Genomic DNA, 17,962 nt, shown 5'->3' with positions numbered 1-17,962 from the left:
CGACCCGGGGGACTCGGGGGACCCCCAGAGGATCCCAGGGTGGCGACGCGTACACTCGCGGTGTGTCCGTTTCCGTAACCCGCATCGCCACGTGGGTCGTCGCCGTCGTGATCGGTCTCGTCTTCGGGGTCGCCGGAACGATCGGGCAGGCGGCCATGTGGGGGCCCGTGCCCCTGGGGCTCGTCATCGCGATCATCGGGGCCGGTGCGCTCCTGCTCGCCGTTCGGCTGCTGACCGCCGATCGCTGGACGACGCTCGCCACCGGCCTGGGCGCGATGGTCGCGACCCTCGTCTTCTCGGGTCGTGGGCCGGGCGGCTCGATCGTCGTGCCCGCACCGGTCGACGGCTCCGTGTCGACGGGGCTCATCTGGACGATCGCGGTGCCGCTGATCGCGGCGGTCGTCGTCGGGTGGCCGTCCCTCTCGCGGGCGCGTCCGGGGGCCGGCACCCGACGGACGAACTAGACTCGGACCGTGACCTATGTGATCGCCTTGCCGTGCGTGGATGTGAAGGACCGTGCCTGCATCGACGAGTGCCCCGTCGACTGCATCTACGAGGGTGAGCGCTCCCTGTACATCCACCCCGACGAATGCGTCGACTGCGGTGCGTGCGAGCCGGTGTGCCCCGTCGAGGCGATCTACTACGAGGACGACCTCCCCGAGGAGTGGCAGGACTACTACACGGCGAACGTCGAGTTCTTCGACGACATCGGCTCTCCGGGCGGCGCCGCCAAGGTCGGGGTCATCGCGAAGGACCACCCCGTGATCTCCGCCCTCCCTCCGCAAGCGCACTGATGGGCGTCCGCGACCTCGACGACTACCCCTGGGACGCCGTCGCGCCGTACGCCGCGCGCGCGAAGGAGCACCCCGGAGGCCTGATCGACCTCTCCATCGGCTCGCCCGTGGATGCGACACCGTCCGTCGTCGCCGATGCGCTGCGCGCCGCGACCGACGCGCACGCATACCCGCAGACGGTCGGCACCCCGGCCCTGCGGGAGGCGATAGCCGGCTGGTACGCGCGCCGCCGGGGGGTTCCCGGCCTCGGCGTGGACCATGTCCTGCCCACCGTCGGGTCGAAGGAGCTCGTCGCGCTGCTCCCGCTCCTGCTGGACGTCGCACCGGGCGATGCGGTGGTGCACCCCCGCGCCGCCTACCCGACCTACGCCGTCGGGGCGACCCTGGTCGGCGCGACACCGGTCGCCGCCGACGACCCCGCCGACTGGCCGGAGAACACCCGCCTGGTGTGGATCAACTCACCGGGGAACCCCGACGGGCGTGTGCTCGGCGTTGACGAGCTGCGCGCCGCCGTCGCGCGGGCCCGCCGGATCGGCGCCGTCATCGCCTCGGACGAGTGCTACGCCGAACTCGGCTGGGACGGCGAGTGGGCCGAGCGGCCGGTGCCGAGCATCCTCGATCCGCGGGTGACCGACGGCGATCTGTCCGGGATCCTGTCGGTGTACTCGCTCAGCAAGCAGTCGAACCTCGCGGGATACCGCGCCGCGTTCCTCGCGGGCGACCCCGCGCTCGTCGCGCGGCTGCTGACCGCCCGCAAGCATCTCGGGCTCATGCTGCCCGCTCCGGTCCAGGCGGCCATGACGGCGGCGCTCGGAGACGACGCCCACGTCGCGGCGCAGCGCGATCGGTACCGCGCGCGCCGGGCGATCCTGAAGCCCGCCGTGGAGGCGGCCGGCTTCCGCATCGATCACTCCGAGGGCGGTCTGTATCTGTGGGCGACCGAGGGCGAGGATGCCTGGGTAACGATGGGCCGGCTCGCCGATCTCGGGATCCTCGCCGGGCCCGGCCACTTCTACGGCGACCACTTCCCCCGGCACGTGCGGTTCTCGCTGACGGCGACGGATGAACGCATCGCCGCAGCGGCCGCGCGCCTCGCCTGACGTTCGTCGGTTTCCTCTCACGGAATGCGCGATCCTTTGGTGTGGATCGGAGTAGGCCGCTGTGGCCGTTAGGCTGTAAGCGACCCCTGAATCACCCGCAAGGAGGCTTCGTGAGCGACACGGGCACACCCCAGACCGCGACGGTCACCGTCGGTGACAAGACCGCACAGCTGCCGATCCTCCGCGGCACGGAGGGGGTCCCGAGCGTCGACTTCTCCACGTTCACGAAGCAGACCGGGCACACCTCGCTGGACTACGGCTTCGTCAACACCGCGGCCACGAAGTCCGCCATCACCTACATCGACGGCGACCAGGGCATCCTCCGCTACCGCGGATACCCGATCGAGCAGCTCGCCCAGCACAGCACCTATCTCGAGGTCGCGTGGCTCCTGCTGTACGGCGAGCTGCCGACCGCCGACCAGCTCGCGACGTGGGACGACGAGATCCGTCACCACACGCTGCTCCACGAGGACCTGAAGCGCTTCTTCTCCTCGCTGCCCCACACGGCGCACCCGATGTCGGTGCTCTCGGCCGCGACGGCCGCCCTGTCCACCTACTACGAGGGGCAGTCGGACCCGAACAACCCCGAGCACGTCGAACTGAACACGATCCGTCTGCTCGCGAAGCTCCCGGTCATCGCCGCCTACGCGCACAAGAAGTCGATCGGCCAGGCGTTCCTCTACCCCGACAACACGCTGAGCTTCGTCGACAACTTCCTGAAGCTCAACTTCGGCAACCTCGCCGAGATCTACCGCGTGAACCCGGTGACCTCGCGCGCGCTCGAGCGCCTGCTGATCCTCCACGAGGACCACGAGCAGAACGCCTCCACCTCGACGGTGCGTCTGGTCGGCTCCACGGGGGCGAACCAGTTCTCGTCGATCTCGGCCGGCATCAACGCGCTCTACGGGCCGCTGCACGGCGGGGCCAACGAGGCCGTCCTCGACATGCTGGCGCGCATCCGCGACTCCGGCGAGAGCGTGCAGCGCTTCGTCGAGCGGGTGAAGAACAAGGAGGACGGGGTGAAGCTCATGGGCTTCGGGCACCGCGTCTACAAGAACTACGATCCCCGCGCGAAGCTCGTCAAGGAGTCGGCGGACGAGGTGCTCGCCGAGCTCGGCGTCCACGATCCGCTCCTCGACCTCGCGAAGGAGCTCGAGGAGATCGCGCTCAACGACGACTACTTCAGAGAGCGTCGGCTGTACCCGAACGTCGACTTCTACACCGGTGTCATCTACAAGGCGATGGGCTTCCCCACGCGGATGTTCACGCCGCTGTTCGCGATCGGGCGCCTGCCCGGATGGCTCGCGCACTGGACCGAGATGCAGAACGACCCGCAGACGAAGATCGGTCGCCCCCAGCAGCTCTACATCGGGGCTCCGGAGCGGACGTACCCGGGTCTCTGAGGCTCCCCCCGTCATCGCCCGCGTCTTCTCGGGTGCCCGTCGGAACTGACAGGATCGAGGGATGACCTCCCTTCTGGACGGACCGCGCGGACGGCGCCTTTGCCTCGAGCTGATCACGGATGCCTCCGACGAGGTGGCCACGGGTCTGGGCGACCTGGCGCGTGTCGCGGATGAGGCGGCGGGCGCCTCGACCGGGCGGGTGACCTTCGCGATGATCGGAGACCTACCGACGCGCTCGGGGCCTCGTCGGCAGCCGGTGTCGATGGACGTCCTCGCCGACCTGATCGCCGCGGTGTGCGTCGATCCCACGACCGCGGCGATCGACGCGGCGTTCGCGCGGAGCGTGGACGTCGCCCGGTACTGGCAGGAGCCCGACGGCGCGGACCTCGTGGCCGCCGACCAGCGGATCGCCGGCGCGCTCGGACATGTCGCCCGCGCCGTGTCCGAGCACGCGGCGACGCAGTGGTGGATGAGGGAGCGGGCGCCCGAGCAGTGGGCGATCGAGTTCGACCCGACGGATGACGGCGCACCGTTCGACCCCGCACCCGACGGCGCATCGCGGTGGTCCGCCGCCACGCGCGACGAGGAGGACCGCGCGCGCCGTGAGCGCCCGGCCGATGTCACCGCCCGCTTCGGCGGACACTGGTGGTCGCACCCGTGGGGTGCGCCGCACACGACGGGCGAGCGAGCGGACGGCGTGCCCGCCGGCATCCCGTATGTCGAGGACGGCTTCGGCTGGCGGCGTGCGGTCGCGATCCCCGTCGGCGGCGCGGGGCGCACGTACGAGATCCGCGGTGCGGACGCGTGGGCGGACCTGTGCCGCCGCTACCCGCTCGAGGTCACGTACGCGCGCCGGCACGAGTGGTACCGCGTCACCGGGAGGGACGGGCGCTGGCTGCTGCCCGACTGGGAACGGGTGGCGGGGGACTGGGATGCCGTGCATCTGACCGCGGCCGCCTATCTCACGGCCGCGACGCGCGAGATCGTCGTCGACGACGAGTACTCCAGCCTCATCGGCGGCTGGGGTCCCGACGAGACCTACTGGCTCACGGGCCGGGTGCGCGAGACGGAGAGGCCGCGCGTGCACTGGCGGGCGGATGACCGCTACGTCGACACCCGGTGGGAGCCGGTCGGCTGACGGCGGTGAGCCCCGAGCCGGCGCAGGGCCGGCCCGGGGTCAGCCCTGCGTCAGCCCACGGTCAGCGCAGGGGTCAGCCCAGGGTCGCCGCGTAGTCCGGCACGTGGTTCTGCAGCTCGCGGGGCGGTCGTTCGTAGCCGCCGGACGCGGGCCGGGGCGGGATCTCGATGGGGTCGCGCTCCACGGGCTCGTAGGGGATCTGCGACAGCAGGTGGTGGATCATGTTCACCCGGCCCCGGCGCTTGTCCTCGTTGTCGACTTCGAACCAGGGGGATTCGGGGATGTCTGTGTGCACGAACATCGTGTCCTTCGCCCGCGAGTAGTCTTCCCACTTCGTGATCGACAGGACGTCGTTGGGGGAGAGCTTCCACCGGCGCATCGGGTCGTCGTTGCGCGAGCGGAAGCGCGCCTCCTGCTCGACGTCGGAGACGCTGAACCAGTACTTCAGGAGCAGAATGCCGTCCTCGACGAGCATCCGCTCGAAGATCGGGACCTGATGCAGGAACCGGTGGTACTCCGCGTTCGTGCAATAGCCCATCACGTGCTCGACACCGGCGCGGTTGTACCAGGAGCGGTCCATGAGGACGATCTCGCCGGCGGCGGGCAGATGCGCGATGTAGCGCTGGAAGTACCACTGGGTCTTCTCGCGCTCGGTCGGTGTCGGGAGGGCGACCACGCGCGTGATCCGAGGGTTCAGATACTGCGAGACGCGGCTGATCGTCGAGCCCTTGCCCGCCGCGTCCCGTCCCTCGAAGATCACGACCACACGGGCGCCGGAGGCCTGCACCCACGCCTGCATGTCGACCAGCTGCGCCTGCAGGCGCTTCAGCTCGCTCTCGTACAGCTTCTTCGGCATCCGCTCGCTCATGACCCGAGCGTAGCGGTCGCCTGCGACACGGTCCGTCAGGCGTGCAGAGCCTCGTTGAGGGTCACGCCGGCGCCCTCGCGCCGGACGGCCTCGATCGCACCCGTCACGGAGTTGCGCCGGAAGAGGATGCCGTTCTGCCCCGACAGCTGCGCACCCTTGACGAGGGGCCGGGACCCGTCGTGGAGCGGCGCCTCCTGGGGCAGCACGATCTTCGATCCCGCTGTGACGTACAGCCCCGCCTCGACGATGCAGTCGTCGCCGAGCGAGATCCCGATGCCCGCGTTCGCCCCGAGGAGCGTGCGGGCCCCGATCGACACGCGGTGGGTTCCGCCGCCGGAGAGCGTGCCCATGATGGACGCCCCACCGCCGATGTCGGAGCCGTCGCCCACGGTGACGCCCTGCGAGATGCGACCCTCGACCATCGAGGCGCCGAGGGTCCCGGCGTTGTAGTTGACGAAGCCCTCGTGCATGACGGTCGTGCCGGGCGCGAGGTGCGCACCGAGGCGGACGCGCGACGCATCCGCGATGCGCACGCCCGGGGGCACCACGTAGTCGGTGAGTCGCGGGAACTTGTCCAGGCCCTGCAGCTGGATCCCGGCGCGCTGCAGCAGCGGGCGCAGGCGCGCGAAAGCCTCCGGATGCATGGGGCCGGCGTTGGTCCACGCGACGTTCGGGAGGTGGGCGAAGATCCCGGTGAGGTTCAGCTCGTTCGGTGCCACCAGCAGGTGGGAGAGCGCGTGCAGACGGAGGTAGGCGTCGCCGGTCGACTGCGGCGGAGCGTCGAGGTCGATGGACTCCACGACGACCTCGGTCTTCACGTCGCGACGCTCGTCGGCGCCGGCCGCGGCATCGAGCGCGCTCGTGTCGGGTCCCTCCGGCGCGGCCCCGAGCGCCGGCGCCGGGAACCAGGTGTCCAGAACGGTGCCGTCACCGGCGATCGTCGCGAGCCCGACACCCCATACCTGACGCAGTTCACTCATGCGCTCCAGGCTACCGGGACGGCGGGGGTGCACCCGTCCGCTGGCTAGAGTGGTGGCCATGCCCCGTCTGGACCTGACCGTCGGCTCCGTCGAGCTCACCCGCACGATCTGCGACATCCCAAGCGTCTCCGGGGAGGAGGCGCCGCTGGCGGATGCCATCTTCGCCGCCGTCGAACCGCTGCCGCACCTCGAGGTCATCCGTGACGGCGACACGATCGTCGCGCGCACGCACCTCGGTCGCGCGCAGCGCGTCGCGATCGCGGGCCACATCGACACCGTTCCGATCAACGCCAACCTGCCCACGCGGGTGATCGAGGAAGACGGCGCAGCGGTGCTGTGGGGCCGCGGCACGGTCGACATGAAGGCGGGCACCGCCGTGCAGCTGAAGCTCGCCGCGGAGCTGACCGACCCCCGCGTCGACATCACCTGGATGTGGTACGACAACGAGGAGGTCGACTCCGACCGGAACGGCCTGACTCGGCTCGCCCGCACGAGGCCGGATCTGTTCGCGGCGGACTTCGCCATCCTCGGCGAACCCTCCAACGGTCAGGTCGAGGGCGGCTGCAACGGCACCCTCCGCGCCGTGGTGCGTACGAGGGGCGTGCGGGCCCACAGCGCTCGGGCCTGGATGGGCGAGAACGCGATCCACCGCGCGGCGCCGATCCTCACGCGACTCGCGGAGTACCGCCCGCGCGAGCACGAGGTGGACGGGCTCGTCTACCGCGAGGGGCTCAACGCGGTGCGGATCTCGGGCGGCGTGGCCGGCAACGTGATCCCGGACCTCTGCGAGGTGGAGGTCAACTTCCGCTTCGCGCCGAGCCGGTCCGTCGCGGACGCCGAGGCGCACGTGCGGCGCGTGCTCGAGGGCTTCGACGTCGAGATCGTCGACGCCGCGGCGGGCGCCCGCCCGGGCCTGGACGCGCCGCTCGCGAAGGAGTTCCTGGCCGCGGTCGAGGCGGAGCCGCGACCGAAGTACGGCTGGACCGACGTCGCCCGGTTCTCCGCCCTCGGCGTCCCGGCCGTCAACTACGGTCCCGGCGACCCGCTGCTCGCCCACCACGACCAGGAGCGCGTCCCCTTCGCGCAGATCGAGGACGTCGAGCGACGCCTGCGGGCGTGGCTGACGGCCCCGTGAGCGCGGCGGCGGCCCCGTCGCCCGCTCGGCTCCGGCTTCCCGCGCGTCCCGCGTTGGCCGTCGGCGTCCTGTACCTCGGGGCCCGGGCGATCACCACGCTCTTCCTCTTCCTCGCCGCGGCGATCGCGCACGAGCGCACCGGAGGGCCCGAGACCGTCGCGTCCCTGTCGATGCGGTGGGACGGACAGTGGTACTGGGTCGTGGCGGCCGAGGGCTATCCCACGGAGCTGCCGCGGACCGCCGCGGGAGACGTGACGCAGAACGCGTGGGCCTTTCTCCCCGTGTACCCGATGCTCGCCCGTGGGCTGTCCGTCGTCCTGGGCGGGCAGTATCCGATCGCGGCGATCCTGCTGTCGCTGATCGCGGGATACGCCGCGAGCCTCGTGCTCTACCACCTGCTGCGCGAGCGCATCGACCGCACGAGCGCGCTCTGGGCCGTCGCGCTGTTCGCCGCGGGACCGCTGTCGGCGCTGTTCCAGATGGGGTATGCCGAGAGCCTCTTCCTGTTCTGGCTTCTGGCCGCCCTCTGGGCCCTCGTCCGGCGACGATTCGTCTGGCTGTACGCCCTGATCCCGCTGATGGGCTTCACGCGTCCCGGCGCACTCGCCTTCGCGCTGCTGCTGGGCCTGTACGGGATCGCACGATGGCTGCGCCGACGCGCGGATCCGCTGCCGGCCCGTCAGATCGTCCACGTCGTCGCACTGGGCGCTCTGGCGGTGGCGGTCGGCTTCGCCTGGCAGGCGATCGCGGGCGCGGTCACGGGGGAGCCCTCCGCCTATCTCGAGACGGAGCTGTCGTGGCGCCGTGACTGGATCGGAGGCGAGACGGGCTTCGTGCCGTTCGCGGGATTCGTGGAGGCGTCGACGATCTGGTTCCGGGTGTGGGGCCTTCCGGAGCCGCTCGCCTACGTCGCGCTGATCGTCGGGGTCGTCGCCATCGCGGCCGTGCTGCTGGTGGAGCCGCACGTGCGCCGGCTCGGGATGGAGATGCGGCTGTGGTCGGCCAGCTACGTGCTGTACCTGCTGCTCGTGTTCTTCCCGCAGTCGAGCATCTTCCGGCTCCTGCTGCCGCTGGCTCCGCTGTACGGAGCCGTGGCGTTGCCGCCGAGCCGGGCGTGGCGGGTGTCGATGCTCGCCTTGGGGCTCGTCGGGCAGTGGTGGTGGATCTACCAGATGCTCGCGCTCGGGACGACGTTCACGCAGATTCCATAGCCGGAATGCGTCCCCGGAGGCCCAGGAGTTGTCAAGCGTGACGCGCCGGTCTCCGGGTACCGATAAACTTGGGATGTTGTCCGATACGAAAGGGAGCCCGCAATGGCAGCCATGAAGCCGCGAACCGGAGACGGACCTATGGAGGCCGTGAAGGAGGGGCGACTGATCATCGTGCGTGTTCCGCTCGAGGGCGGTGGTCGTCTGGTCGTCTCCGTCAACGACGACGAGGCCAGGGAGCTGCACGGCGTCCTCGGCGAGGTCGTCGGCGCCTGACCCTTCTTCGATCCGTACGAACGGCCGGTCTTCGGACCGGCCGTTCGTCGTCTGCAGGGTTCTCGGGGGCGGGTCCTCAGCGCGTCTCGGGGGCGACGGTCGTCAGCTGGAGCAGACCCTCGCCGACGATGGAGAGCGCGCCGAGGACGGCGGGGGAGTTCTGCGTCTCCTGGATGAGGGAGCGGTAGGCCGTCGTGAGCGGGTCGCGGCGCACGGGGTCGGCGACGGCGCCGCCCATGAGCACACGGGGCACGAGCACCGTGCCGCCCGCGCGCACGAGCCGCAGGCCGTGCTCGACGTACTCGATGACGCCTTCCGGGTCGGCGTCGATGAGCACGATGTCGTAGGAGGCCTCGTTCATGCGCGGGAGGACGTCGGCGGCGCGTCCGGTGATGAACCGGGACCGGGCCGGTGCGATCCTCGCCTCGGTGAAGGCCGTCCGAGCGGCCGCGAGGTGCTCGGGCTCCTTGTCGATGGTGGTCAGGGTGGCGCGGGGCGCTCCGCGCATCATCCACAGCCCGGACACGCCGGCGCCGGTCCCGATCTCGACGATGTTGAGGGCGGAGGTCGCGGCGGCGAGGACCGCGATCTGCGCTCCGACGGCCGGGCTCACCGGCTCCGCGCCGAGCTCGAGTGCGCGGGCTCGCGCGCGCTCGATCGTCTCGGGTTCGACGGCGGCCTCCAGGGCATACCTGCGGATCGCGTCTGATTCGGCCATGAGAACTCCTTCTCCGCCAGCGTACGGTGCGCGCAGGCCGGGATGCGGCAGGCGCACGGGTAACCTTGAGCCATGTTCTTCGGCTACGACATGGAGAAGTTCCTCCTGCTCCTCGTCGTGGCCGCACTGTTGATCGGCCCCGAGCGTCTGCCGCGGTACGCGGAGGCCCTCGCGCGCCTCACGAAGCGGGCCCGCGAGTGGCTGGTCGGCGCGCGTTCGCGCGTCAAGCAGGAGATGGGCGACGACTTCGACGACGTCGAGTGGCGCAAGCTCGATCCGCGCCAGTACGATCCGCGACGGATCATCCGCGAGGCGCTGCTCGACGATGCGCCGGTGCCGACGGTGCAGGCCGCGGCCCTGGGCGCGGCGGCCGCATCCGTCGCGACGAAGCCCGTCGCCCTGGCGTTCGACCCCGAGGCGGAGGTGCCCTTCGACTCCGAGGCGACCTGACCTCGCCCGGGAGTCAGCGGGGGGTGACGGGGAGGCGGCGGCCGGAGAGGCCGCGGCCCGACGCGACCAGACGGTCGGCGACGGCCGAGATCGCCCTCGCGGCGGGGTCGTCGGGGTCGCCGATCACGACGGGGACGCCCGTGTCGCCGCCCCGTCGGAGCGCGACGCTCAGCGGCACCGATCCGAGGAGCGCGACGGGGGACTCGGGCGCGTGCGCGGAGAGCGCGGCGGCGACCGACGCGCCGCCGCCGCTGCCGAACAGATCCAGCACCGTGCCGTCGGGCAGGGTCATCGCGCCCATGTTCTCCACGACGCCGACGACCCGCTGGCCGGTCTGGCCGGCGACCAGACCGCTGCGCACGGCGACGTCGGATGCCGCCGTCTGCGGCGTCGTGGCGACGACGACCTCGGCGTGCGGCAGCAGTTGCCCGACCGAGATCGCCACGTCGCCCGTGCCGGGCGGCATGTCCAGCAGCAGGACGTCCAGATCCCCGAAGAACACGTCCGTCAGGAACTGCTGCACGGTCCGGTGCAGCATCGGGCCGCGCCACGCGACGGCGGCGGTGGGCTGATCGCGCGGCAGGAACATCCCGATCGAGATCGTCTTGACCCCGTGCGCGACGGGCGGAAGCATCAGGTCGTCGATGCGCGTCGGCTGCGGCGGCAAGCCGTCCTCGTCGACGAGTCCGAGGAGTCCCGGGATCGAGAAGCCGTGGACGTCCGCGTCGACGAGCCCCACGGCCAGGCCGCGCTGGGCGAGCGCCACCGCGAGGTTGGCGGTGAGGGTCGACTTCCCGACCCCGCCCTTGCCGCTCGTGACCGCGATGACGCGGGTCAGCGAGTCGGGGCCGAAGGGCATCGCGCGGGCGCGGCCGCCCCGGAGGCGTTCGGTGAGGGCCGCGCGCTCCGCGGGCGTCATGACGCCGATCCGCAGCTCCACGTCGGCGATGCCGGGCACGGACGCCGCGGCGGCGCGGACGTCCCGCTCGATGCGGTCGGCGGCCGGGCAGCCGACGATCGTCAGCGCGATCCCGACGTGGGCCGTCGATCCGTCGACCGACACCTCGCGCACCATGTCGAGCTCGTCGAGCGGGCGACGGATCTCGGGATCGGTGACGGCGCCGACGGCGCGGCGGACCTGGTCGGCGGTGCTCACGGTGCGGCGGGCCCGGCCGCCGGTGCGGGGGCTGGCTCCGCGGGCCGGTCGCGGGCGTCGAGCTGGGCGAGCATCGCCTTGAGCTCCTGGCGCAGCACGTCCTTGGTCACCGCCTGTGCGGAGGCGTCCGTCAGAGCCATGCGCAGGGCCACCACTTCGCGCGCGAGGTACTCGGTGTCGGCGAGGTTCCGCTCGGCGCGCTGGCGGTCCTGCTCGATCTGCACGCGGTCGCGGTCGTCCTGTCGGTTCTGGGCGAGCAGGATGAGGGGCGCCGCGTAGGACGCCTGCAGCGACAGGATCAGGGTGAGTAGCGTGTAGTTGTTCTCGGCCGCGTCGAACTGCATCTCGCGGGGCATCGCCGTGTTCCACCACAGCCAGATGACGACGAACACGCTCATCCCGATCAGGAAGCCCGACGTGCCCATCGCCCGCGCGAAGGCCTCCGAGAAGCGCCCGAAGCGGTCCCTCGACGGCTGCGGACTGCTCCGTGTGAGCATCCCTCCGCGACCCCGGGGGGCATCGAGCGAGAACTTGCCCCGATCCTTGGCCATCAGCGCCTCCCCGGTGCGGTCGTGGCGGTCGGGGTGGCGACAGGCGCCGCGGCGGCCGGGAGGCCGTCGTCATCCCGGGAGCGCCAGTCCTCGGGCAGCAGGTAGTCGAGGACGTCGTCGATGCTGACCGCGCCGACGAGGCGGTGCGCCTGGTCGACGACGGGCAGCGAGACGAGGTTGTAGCTCGCGAGCATGCGCGCGACCTCCGCCGCCGACGCCGTCGCGGGAACGGGATCGACCGTGTCGTCGATGATCGCGCCCAACCGCTCGTGCGGCGGGTAGCGCAGCATCCGCTGGAAGTGCACCGTGCCCAGCAGCCGGCCGGTCGGCGTCTCGTACGGGGGAAGGGTGATGAAGACCGCGGCCGCGAGGGCGGGGTGCAGCTCGTGACGACGGATGAGGGCGAGCGCCTCGGCGACGGTCGCGTCGGCCGACAGGACGATCGGCTCGCTCGTCATGAGACCGCCCGCGGTGTCGGGTCCGTACTTCAGGAGCGCACGGACGTCCTCGGCCTCCTCGGGCTCCATGAGCTCGAGGAGCTCCTCGCGCTGGTCCTCGGGCAGCTGGGCGAGCACGTCGGCCGCGTCGTCGGGCTCCATCTGGTCGAGGATGTCGGCGGCGCGCTCCTCGCCGAGGGCCTCCAGGATGTGCACCTGGTCGTCCTCGGGCATCTCCTCGAGCGCATCCGCGAGCCGGTCGTCGCTGAGCTCCTCGGCGACCTCGAGCAGTCGCTCGTCCGGGAGGTCGAGCAGCGTGTTGGCGAGGTCCGCGGGCCGGAGCTCCGAATAGGTCGCGACGAGCTGTTCGGCGGACTGAGCCTCGCCCGGCGAAAGCTGCTCGCGCACGTCCTTCCAGTCGGCGAACGTCGTCGGGCCCTTGGCGAAGGGCGACGCCGAGGTCTTCGGCCGCCGGAGGAAGAGCTGACCCACATCCCACTCGCCGAGGCGGCTCCGCTCGATCGCGGCGTCCTCGATCACACCCTGGCCCGAGCCGTCGGTGAAGTACACGCGGCGCCCGAGCATCTCCGCCATGACACGGACCTCGCCGCCGCGCTGCTGGAAGCGCCGCACGTTGATGAGCCCGGTGGTGATGACCTGGCCCGGCTGGATCGAGGTGACCCGCCCGATCGAGAGGAAGACGTGGCGTCGCCCGGGGATCTCGATGACGAGTCCGACGACGCGCGGCGGATCGTCTTTTCGGTAGATGACGACGACGTCCCGGACCTTGCCGAGCCGGTCGCCCGCGGGGTCGAAAACGGTGCAGCCGACCAGGCGTGCCACGAAAACCCTCTGCGTACTCACCGTCTCAGCGTAGTCCGCGCGCGGACGCGATCGGGGCGGCGCGGAGCCCGGCCCCGCGACCCTGCACGTGCGAGGATGGTACGTATGAGCATGATGGGCGGGCCCCCGCAGGAGCACGGTGAGAAGATCGCCGACTACGCGACGTATCAGGGCGCCCAGCAGGCCGTATCGGCCCTCATCCAAGGCGACATCCCGGCGCGCGACATCGCGATCGTGGGCCACGGACTGCGCTCGGTGGAGACGGTGACCGGGCGCCTGGGGTACGCCGCCGCCGCCCGCTCGGGCGCGATCAACGGCATCCTGCTCGGCCTGCTGTTCTCCGCGATCTTCGTGCTGGGGACGCCGAACGCCGCGATCCAGCTGTTCGTGGGGGTCATGTTCGTGGGCATCGCGATCGGCATGCTGATGAGCCTCGTCACCTATGCCCTGCTGCGTCGGCGTCGGGACTACACCTCGGTGACGCAGGTGGTCGCGGACAGGTACGAGGTGACGGTGCTCCCGCGCAGCATCCACCGTGCCCGCGAGATCGTCGGCCGCGTCGTCCGGTCCGCGCCCGTCCCCGCGCCCGCCGCCGTCGACCTCAGCACGCCGCCCCAGTACGGCGAGCGGATCGACCCCGCGCCCGAGCCCACGGCGCAACCGGCGCCGCCCGTCGGTCCGGCGGACCCGGCGACTCCCGTCGGTCCGGCGGATCCCGCGCCGCCGTCGACCGGGCAGCCGTCGCCCGACACGACGGATCCCGCGGGTCCTGCGTCGAGGTGATCCGGCTGGCGGTCGGCCTCCCGGCCGGCGAGGTCGCCGTGTCGGCCGAGGTCGAGCGTCCGGCCGCGCCGGTGTGGGCCGCGCTCGCGCTCGCCCACGGCGCCGGAAGCGGCATGGACCACCCGTTCCTGCTCGGGTTCGCCGAGGCCGTGCGCGAGGCCGGCGTCGGCACGATGCGCTTCGCCTTCCCGTATCGCGAGGCGGGACGGCGGATGCCCGGGCCCGCCGCGCACGCCCTCGCGACGTGGGAGGTCGCGATGGCCGAGCTGGAGCGCTCGTTCCCGGGTGTGCCGCACGTCGCGGCGGGGCGCTCATACGGCGGCCGTATGGCGTCGATGGCGGCCGCGGACGGGCGGATCGCTCCCGACGCCCTCGTCTATCTCGGCTACCCCTACCACCCGCCGGGCGCGCCCGAGCGCACGCGCGGCGACCACCTGGCGAGCATCGGCGCTCCTCAGCTGTTCGTGTCGGGGACCGCCGACCCGTTCGTGCAGCCCGCCGAGGACTTCGGCCGTGCCGTCGGGAGCAGTCCCGACGCGGAGATCGTCTGGATCGACGGCGGCGGGCACGCCTTCGAGGTGAAGGGACGCCCGCGCGCCGCCGACGAGGCGGGAGCGCGGCTGGCGGCGGTGGTCCTGCCCTGGCTCCGGGCGCGCCTCCGGGACACCGGCGCCGCCTGAGACGACGAGCGGCTCAGCGCGCGAGCCGGGCGATCCAGGCCTCGACGTCGTCCGCGGTGCGCGGGATGGCCGCGGAGAGGTTCTCCACGCCGTCCGCGGTGACGAGCACGTCGTCCTCGATGCGCACACCGATGCCGCGGAACTCCTCCGGAACGGTGAGGTCGTCGATCTGGAAGTACAGCCCGGGCTCGATCGTGAACACCATCCCCGGCTCGAGGACGCCGTCGTAGTACATCTCGCGGCGCGCCTGGGCGCAGTCGTGCACGTCGATGCCGAGGTGGTGGCTCGTACCGTGCACCATGTAGCGGCGGTGCTGCCCACCGGCGTCCGCGTCGAGCGCCTCGGCGGCCGTGACGGGGAGCAGGCCCCACTCCGCGGTGCGCCGCGCGATCACGGCCATCGCCGCCTCGTGGACGGCGCGGAACTTCACGCCCGGCTTGGCCACGGCGAACGCGGCGTCGGACGCCTCGAGGACGGTGTCGTAGATCCTGCGCTGCACCTCGCTGAAGGTGCCGCCGACGGGGAGCGTGCGGGTGATGTCGGCGGTGTAGAGGCTGTCGACCTCGACGCCTGCGTCGACGAGGATGAGGTCGCCGGGCACCACCGCGCCGTCGTTGCGGGTCCAGTGCAGGTAGCACGCGTGCGGGCCGGATGCCGCGATCGTGTCGTATCCCTCGCCGTTGCCCTCGATGCGCGCACGGTGGTGGAAGACCCCTTCCACGGCGCGCTCTCCGCGCGGGGTGGCGATGATCCGCGGGAGGTCGGCGACGATGTCGTCGAACCCGCGGGCGGTCACCTCGACGGCGAGGCGGAGCTGCTCGATCTCGTACGCGTCCTTCACGAGCCGGAGCTCCGAGACGACGCGGGTGAGCTCCTCGTCCTCGTCGAGGACGAGGTCTCCCTCGCGGGCGGCGAACTCGTCGATGTGCGCCGTCGCGACCCCGAGATCGGCGGCCACGCCCGCCAGCGCGGGGCGGGGACCGATCCAGAACTCGCCGATGGTCGCGTCGCCGTAGAACTCGGCGGTCGTGCGGTCGGCCCGCTCGCGCAGGTAGAGGACGACGTCGTGCCCGGTGTCCCCGGTGGGTTCGAACACCAGCACGGAGTCGGGGACCGCGTCGCTGGCCCAGCCGGTGAGGTGCGCGAACGCGGAATGCGCGCGGAACGGGTAGTCCGTGTCGTTGGAGCGCTGCTTGTAGCCGCCGGCGGGGAGCACGAGCCGTGCGCCCGGGAAGGCGGCGGAGACGGCGTCGCGTCGCGTCGCGGCGTACGCGGCCTGCGGGCGCGGGAGCGGCGTCTGCTCGGGACGATCGGCCCAACCCTCGGAGATGGTGTCCAGGAACCCGCGCGGGAACGGCTGCTTCCGGTTCTGGTTCTCGGCGGGGACCTCGCCGGTCTCCGGGGTGCTCGTCGCAGCGGTGGCGATCGTGTCGCTCTCGTTCGTGGTCATCGCTCCAGTCTCCCACGCGGCGGAGGGCCGGGGGAGAGGTCAGCCGCGCCGGTCGAGCTGCACGACGAGGGGGCGGTGGTCGCTGCCGCTCGTGTCGAGAGAGGTGAGGACGACCGAACCGGACGGCACCCATCCGTCCGTTGCGAGGACGTGGTCGATCGGGGCGCCGAGCAGGGCGGGCCACGCCGTCGACCACGTGCCGACCGCCCCCGTGCCGGTCGTGGCCGCGGCGTCGCGGCATCGGCCGAGGTCGCCCCCGTCGACGCCGAGCCGGTCCAGGTGGTCGAGGGTCGCGTTGAGGTCGCCCGCCATGATGACGTCGTCGCTCGCGCACTGATCGGCCAGCCACGAGAGGCTGTCGCGCCACCGGTCCATGTCGTCCTTCCGCGGCGCGACGGCGTGGGCGGCGACGATCGTCGGGCCCTCGCCGTCCACGGGCATCGCGACCACCGTGGGGACCGTCGCGGTGTTGCTGGTGCCGTCGGACGTCGATTCCACGACGGCGTAGTCGCCGAGGGCCGGGGAGATCAGGAGCGTCGTCGAGTTGGCCGCCCAGCCGGGGTACTCCTCGTGGTGGGCCCACATGGGCGACCCCATCTCCCGCATGGCGATCGCCACCGACTCGCCCTCCTCGATCGTCGTCTCGGGGAGGGCGACGACGTCGGCCTGCATCGCGATCGCGGTGCGCGCGATGAGCTGCGGCTCGGCGGCCGCGCCGGCCGTGTTCCACGTCATCACGCGGACGGAGGCGTCGGTCTTCGCCGGCAGCGTGCCCGGGCCGGTGCCGCGCGCGACGAGGATCGCTCCGTTGGCGATGGCGCCGAGGGCGGCGATCAGGGCGAGCGAGGCGGCGAACCCGCGCATCGGACGCACGAGGCACAGCAGCAGCATGAGCACCAGGACGGCGACGCACCCGGCCACCACCAGCGCGCGCAGAGACACGACCTGCGCGAACGGGAAGGTGCGCTCGAGACGGAAGAACTGCGGCCAGCTGACCACGGCGACCACGATCGCCGCGACGACGGTCACGAGGATTCCGAGCAGGCGCAGCACGCCGGAACTCTACGTGAGCAGCCTGGGAGAACCGTCCGCGCGGGATACGCTCGCAGCATGGCGAGACGCTTCCACGGGCCGAGCGACCTGCACCTCCACTCGGACCATTCCGACGGCACCGAGCCCCCCGCGGGCGTCATGGCCTCGGTGCACCGCGCGGGCGTGCGCACGGCGGCGTTGACCGACCACGACACGACCTCGGGGTGGGCGGAGGCGGCCGAGGCGGCCACCTCGCTCGGCATGACGTTCCTGCCCGGAATGGAGCTGTCGGCGCGCCACGAGTGGCGCAGCGTCCACGTGCTCGGGTACCTGTTCGATCCGGACGACGCGGCGCTGCGGGCGCTGACCGATCGCATCCGCCGATCCCGCCTGACGCGGGCGCGGGAGATGGCGGGCCGGATCGGGCGCGACTTCGATCTGCACTGGGACGACATCCTCGCGCAGACGGCCGTCGGCGCGACCGTGGGCAGACCGCACCTGGCCGACGCCCTCGTCGCCAACGGCGTGGTGTCCTCGCGGGAGGAGGCGTTCGCGGGCATCCTGCATCCGTCGAACGAGTACTACGTCGCGCTCTACGCGCCCGATCCCGTCACGGCGGTGGCGACCATCACGGCGGCCGGAGGAGTGGCCATCGTGGCGCACCCCGCCGGACGGGCGGGCCTGCTGCCCGGACGGATCGTCGAGGGGATGCTGGACGCGGGCCTGGCCGGATTCGAGCTCGGCCACCGCGAGAACGTCGAGCCCGCGCTGTCGCAGCTCGGCGAGCTCGTGCGGCGGCGGGACCTCATCGTGACCGGATCGAGCGACTACCACGGGCTGGGCAAGCCGAACCAGCCGGGCGAGCACACGACCGACGACGAGATGGTCGCCCGCATCATCGAGCGTGCGACCGGAAGCGCCCCCGTCCTCCCGTGACGATGCGTCCGGGAGGACCGGGGC

20 protein-coding genes are annotated in these 17,962 nt (G+C 72.0%); 12 read left to right on the top strand and 8 right to left on the bottom strand.

The genetic code is table 11. The features are described from left to right. The first annotated feature begins 62 nt into the window (after window positions 1-62). From WFI00_RS14975 to WFI00_RS14955, 5 genes are all read left to right on the top strand, one after another. Complete coding sequence (locus WFI00_RS14975; protein WP_336632130.1) at window positions 63-464, top strand: histidinol dehydrogenase; 402 nt, start codon at window positions 63-65, stop codon at window positions 462-464. A gap of 9 nt (window positions 465-473) precedes the next feature. Continuing rightward, window positions 474-794, top strand: a complete 321-nt coding sequence (gene fdxA, locus WFI00_RS14970) for a ferredoxin (RefSeq protein ID WP_336632131.1) — start codon at window positions 474-476, stop codon at window positions 792-794. After that, window positions 794-1,894, top strand: coding sequence for a succinyldiaminopimelate transaminase (dapC, locus tag WFI00_RS14965; protein WP_336632132.1), 1,101 nt, complete (start codon window positions 794-796; stop codon window positions 1,892-1,894). The genes fdxA and dapC overlap by 1 nt, the downstream gene beginning before the upstream one ends. Before the next feature lie 110 nt (window positions 1,895-2,004). After that, window positions 2,005-3,297, top strand: a complete 1,293-nt coding sequence (locus WFI00_RS14960; RefSeq protein ID WP_336632133.1) for a citrate synthase — start codon at window positions 2,005-2,007, stop codon at window positions 3,295-3,297. Between the two features lie 61 nt (window positions 3,298-3,358). Further along, a complete protein-coding gene (locus tag WFI00_RS14955; RefSeq protein ID WP_336632134.1) occupies window positions 3,359-4,435 on the top strand; it encodes a hypothetical protein in 1,077 nt (358 codons plus the stop codon). 73 nt (window positions 4,436-4,508) lie between these two features. Here the strand turns inward: WFI00_RS14955 and ppk2 are convergent, their stop codons facing one another. Continuing rightward, the gene (ppk2, locus tag WFI00_RS14950; RefSeq protein WP_336632206.1) at window positions 4,509-5,291 is read right to left on the bottom strand and encodes a polyphosphate kinase 2; all 783 of its coding nucleotides are present in this window, start codon (window positions 5,289-5,291) and stop codon (window positions 4,509-4,511) included. Window positions 5,292-5,338: 47 nt separating this feature from the next. Continuing rightward, window positions 5,339-6,283: a 2,3,4,5-tetrahydropyridine-2,6-dicarboxylate N-succinyltransferase gene (gene dapD, locus WFI00_RS14945; RefSeq protein ID WP_336632135.1), complete on the bottom strand. Its 945-nt coding sequence runs from the start codon at window positions 6,281-6,283 to the stop codon at window positions 5,339-5,341. A gap of 58 nt (window positions 6,284-6,341) precedes the next feature. On the opposite strand from dapD, the gene dapE reads away from it, so the two are divergent. From dapE to WFI00_RS14930, 3 genes are all read left to right on the top strand, one after another. Further along, entirely contained in the window at window positions 6,342-7,418 is a 1,077-nt protein-coding gene (dapE, locus tag WFI00_RS14940) for a succinyl-diaminopimelate desuccinylase (protein ID WP_336632136.1), read from the top strand. Next, window positions 7,400-8,629 (top strand): hypothetical protein, encoded by a 1,230-nt coding sequence (locus tag WFI00_RS14935; RefSeq protein ID WP_336632137.1) that lies wholly within the window; start codon window positions 7,400-7,402, stop codon window positions 8,627-8,629. The genes dapE and WFI00_RS14935 overlap by 19 nt, the downstream gene beginning before the upstream one ends. A gap of 102 nt (window positions 8,630-8,731) precedes the next feature. Next, window positions 8,732-8,902, top strand: a complete 171-nt coding sequence (locus tag WFI00_RS14930) for a DUF3117 domain-containing protein (RefSeq protein WP_336632138.1) — start codon at window positions 8,732-8,734, stop codon at window positions 8,900-8,902. A gap of 76 nt (window positions 8,903-8,978) precedes the next feature. Here the strand turns inward: WFI00_RS14930 and WFI00_RS14925 are convergent, their stop codons facing one another. Further along, complete coding sequence (locus WFI00_RS14925; protein WP_336632139.1) at window positions 8,979-9,620, bottom strand: O-methyltransferase; 642 nt, start codon at window positions 9,618-9,620, stop codon at window positions 8,979-8,981. 72 nt (window positions 9,621-9,692) lie between these two features. On the opposite strand from WFI00_RS14925, the gene WFI00_RS14920 reads away from it, so the two are divergent. After that, window positions 9,693-10,070 (top strand): Sec-independent protein translocase TatB, encoded by a 378-nt coding sequence (locus tag WFI00_RS14920; RefSeq protein WP_336632140.1) that lies wholly within the window; start codon window positions 9,693-9,695, stop codon window positions 10,068-10,070. A 13-nt stretch (window positions 10,071-10,083) separates the two neighbouring features. Here the strand turns inward: WFI00_RS14920 and WFI00_RS14915 are convergent, their stop codons facing one another. The 3 genes from WFI00_RS14915 to WFI00_RS14905 are packed head-to-tail and all read right to left on the bottom strand — an operon-like array spanning window position 10,084 to window position 13,078. Further along, window positions 10,084-11,226 carry an Mrp/NBP35 family ATP-binding protein gene (locus tag WFI00_RS14915; protein ID WP_336632141.1) on the bottom strand — a complete coding sequence of 381 codons (1,143 nt, stop codon included), beginning with the start codon at window positions 11,224-11,226 and terminating at the stop codon, window positions 10,084-10,086. Further along, a complete protein-coding gene (locus WFI00_RS14910; protein WP_336632142.1) occupies window positions 11,223-11,777 on the bottom strand; it encodes a DUF1003 domain-containing protein in 555 nt (184 codons plus the stop codon). Before WFI00_RS14910 ends, WFI00_RS14915 begins: the two co-directional genes overlap by 4 nt. Next, window positions 11,777-13,078 (bottom strand): magnesium transporter MgtE N-terminal domain-containing protein, encoded by a 1,302-nt coding sequence (locus WFI00_RS14905; RefSeq protein WP_336632143.1) that lies wholly within the window; start codon window positions 13,076-13,078, stop codon window positions 11,777-11,779. The genes WFI00_RS14910 and WFI00_RS14905 overlap by 1 nt, the downstream gene beginning before the upstream one ends. Before the next feature lie 84 nt (window positions 13,079-13,162). On the opposite strand from WFI00_RS14905, the gene WFI00_RS14900 reads away from it, so the two are divergent. Then, a complete protein-coding gene (locus tag WFI00_RS14900) occupies window positions 13,163-13,840 on the top strand; it encodes a general stress protein (RefSeq protein ID WP_336632144.1) in 678 nt (225 codons plus the stop codon). Between the two features lie 5 nt (window positions 13,841-13,845). Next, window positions 13,846-14,520, top strand: a complete 675-nt coding sequence (locus tag WFI00_RS14895; protein WP_442928333.1) for an alpha/beta hydrolase family protein — start codon at window positions 13,846-13,848, stop codon at window positions 14,518-14,520. A gap of 13 nt (window positions 14,521-14,533) precedes the next feature. Here the strand turns inward: WFI00_RS14895 and WFI00_RS14890 are convergent, their stop codons facing one another. Next, on the bottom strand, window positions 14,534-15,970 hold the full coding sequence (locus tag WFI00_RS14890) for an aminopeptidase P family protein (RefSeq protein WP_336632146.1): 1,437 nt from the start codon (window positions 15,968-15,970) through the stop codon (window positions 14,534-14,536). Between the two features lie 39 nt (window positions 15,971-16,009). Next, window positions 16,010-17,023, bottom strand: a complete 1,014-nt coding sequence (locus tag WFI00_RS14885) for an endonuclease/exonuclease/phosphatase family protein (RefSeq protein WP_336632147.1) — start codon at window positions 17,021-17,023, stop codon at window positions 16,010-16,012. Between the two features lie 57 nt (window positions 17,024-17,080). Between WFI00_RS14885 and WFI00_RS14880 the strand changes: the two genes are divergently transcribed. Continuing rightward, window positions 17,081-17,938: a PHP domain-containing protein gene (locus WFI00_RS14880; RefSeq protein WP_336632148.1), complete on the top strand. Its 858-nt coding sequence runs from the start codon at window positions 17,081-17,083 to the stop codon at window positions 17,936-17,938. Window positions 17,939-17,962 lie beyond the last annotated feature (24 nt).

The organism is Microbacterium sp. MMO-56, assembly GCF_037146215.1.
Taxonomy (GTDB): domain Bacteria; phylum Actinomycetota; class Actinomycetes; order Actinomycetales; family Microbacteriaceae; genus Microbacterium.
Note: the sequence above shows the minus strand (reverse complement) of the source record. Positions and strands in the feature narration are given on the sequence as shown.

What these genes read in the sequence shown, in the direction of transcription:
- WFI00_RS14880 (WP_336632148.1), top strand. Translation starts at nt 17,081, where the DNA reads ATGGCGAGACGCTTCCACGGGCCGAGCGACCTGCACCTCCACTCGGAC.
- WFI00_RS14900 (WP_336632144.1), top strand. Translation starts at nt 13,163, where the DNA reads ATGAGCATGATGGGCGGGCCCCCGCAGGAGCACGGTGAGAAGATCGCC.
- WFI00_RS14925 (WP_336632139.1), bottom strand. Translation starts at nt 9,620, where the DNA reads ATGGCCGAATCAGACGCGATCCGCAGGTATGCCCTGGAGGCCGCCGTC.
- dapC (WP_336632132.1), top strand. Translation starts at nt 794, where the DNA reads ATGGGCGTCCGCGACCTCGACGACTACCCCTGGGACGCCGTCGCGCCG.
- WFI00_RS14910 (WP_336632142.1), bottom strand. Translation starts at nt 11,777, where the DNA reads ATGGCCAAGGATCGGGGCAAGTTCTCGCTCGATGCCCCCCGGGGTCGC.
- WFI00_RS14890 (WP_336632146.1), bottom strand. Translation starts at nt 15,970, where the DNA reads ATGACCACGAACGAGAGCGACACGATCGCCACCGCTGCGACGAGCACC.
- WFI00_RS14920 (WP_336632140.1), top strand. Translation starts at nt 9,693, where the DNA reads ATGTTCTTCGGCTACGACATGGAGAAGTTCCTCCTGCTCCTCGTCGTG.
- WFI00_RS14930 (WP_336632138.1), top strand. Translation starts at nt 8,732, where the DNA reads ATGGCAGCCATGAAGCCGCGAACCGGAGACGGACCTATGGAGGCCGTG.
- WFI00_RS14955 (WP_336632134.1), top strand. Translation starts at nt 3,359, where the DNA reads ATGACCTCCCTTCTGGACGGACCGCGCGGACGGCGCCTTTGCCTCGAG.
- dapD (WP_336632135.1), bottom strand. Translation starts at nt 6,283, where the DNA reads ATGAGTGAACTGCGTCAGGTATGGGGTGTCGGGCTCGCGACGATCGCC.
- ppk2 (WP_336632206.1), bottom strand. Translation starts at nt 5,291, where the DNA reads ATGCCGAAGAAGCTGTACGAGAGCGAGCTGAAGCGCCTGCAGGCGCAG.
- dapE (WP_336632136.1), top strand. Translation starts at nt 6,342, where the DNA reads ATGCCCCGTCTGGACCTGACCGTCGGCTCCGTCGAGCTCACCCGCACG.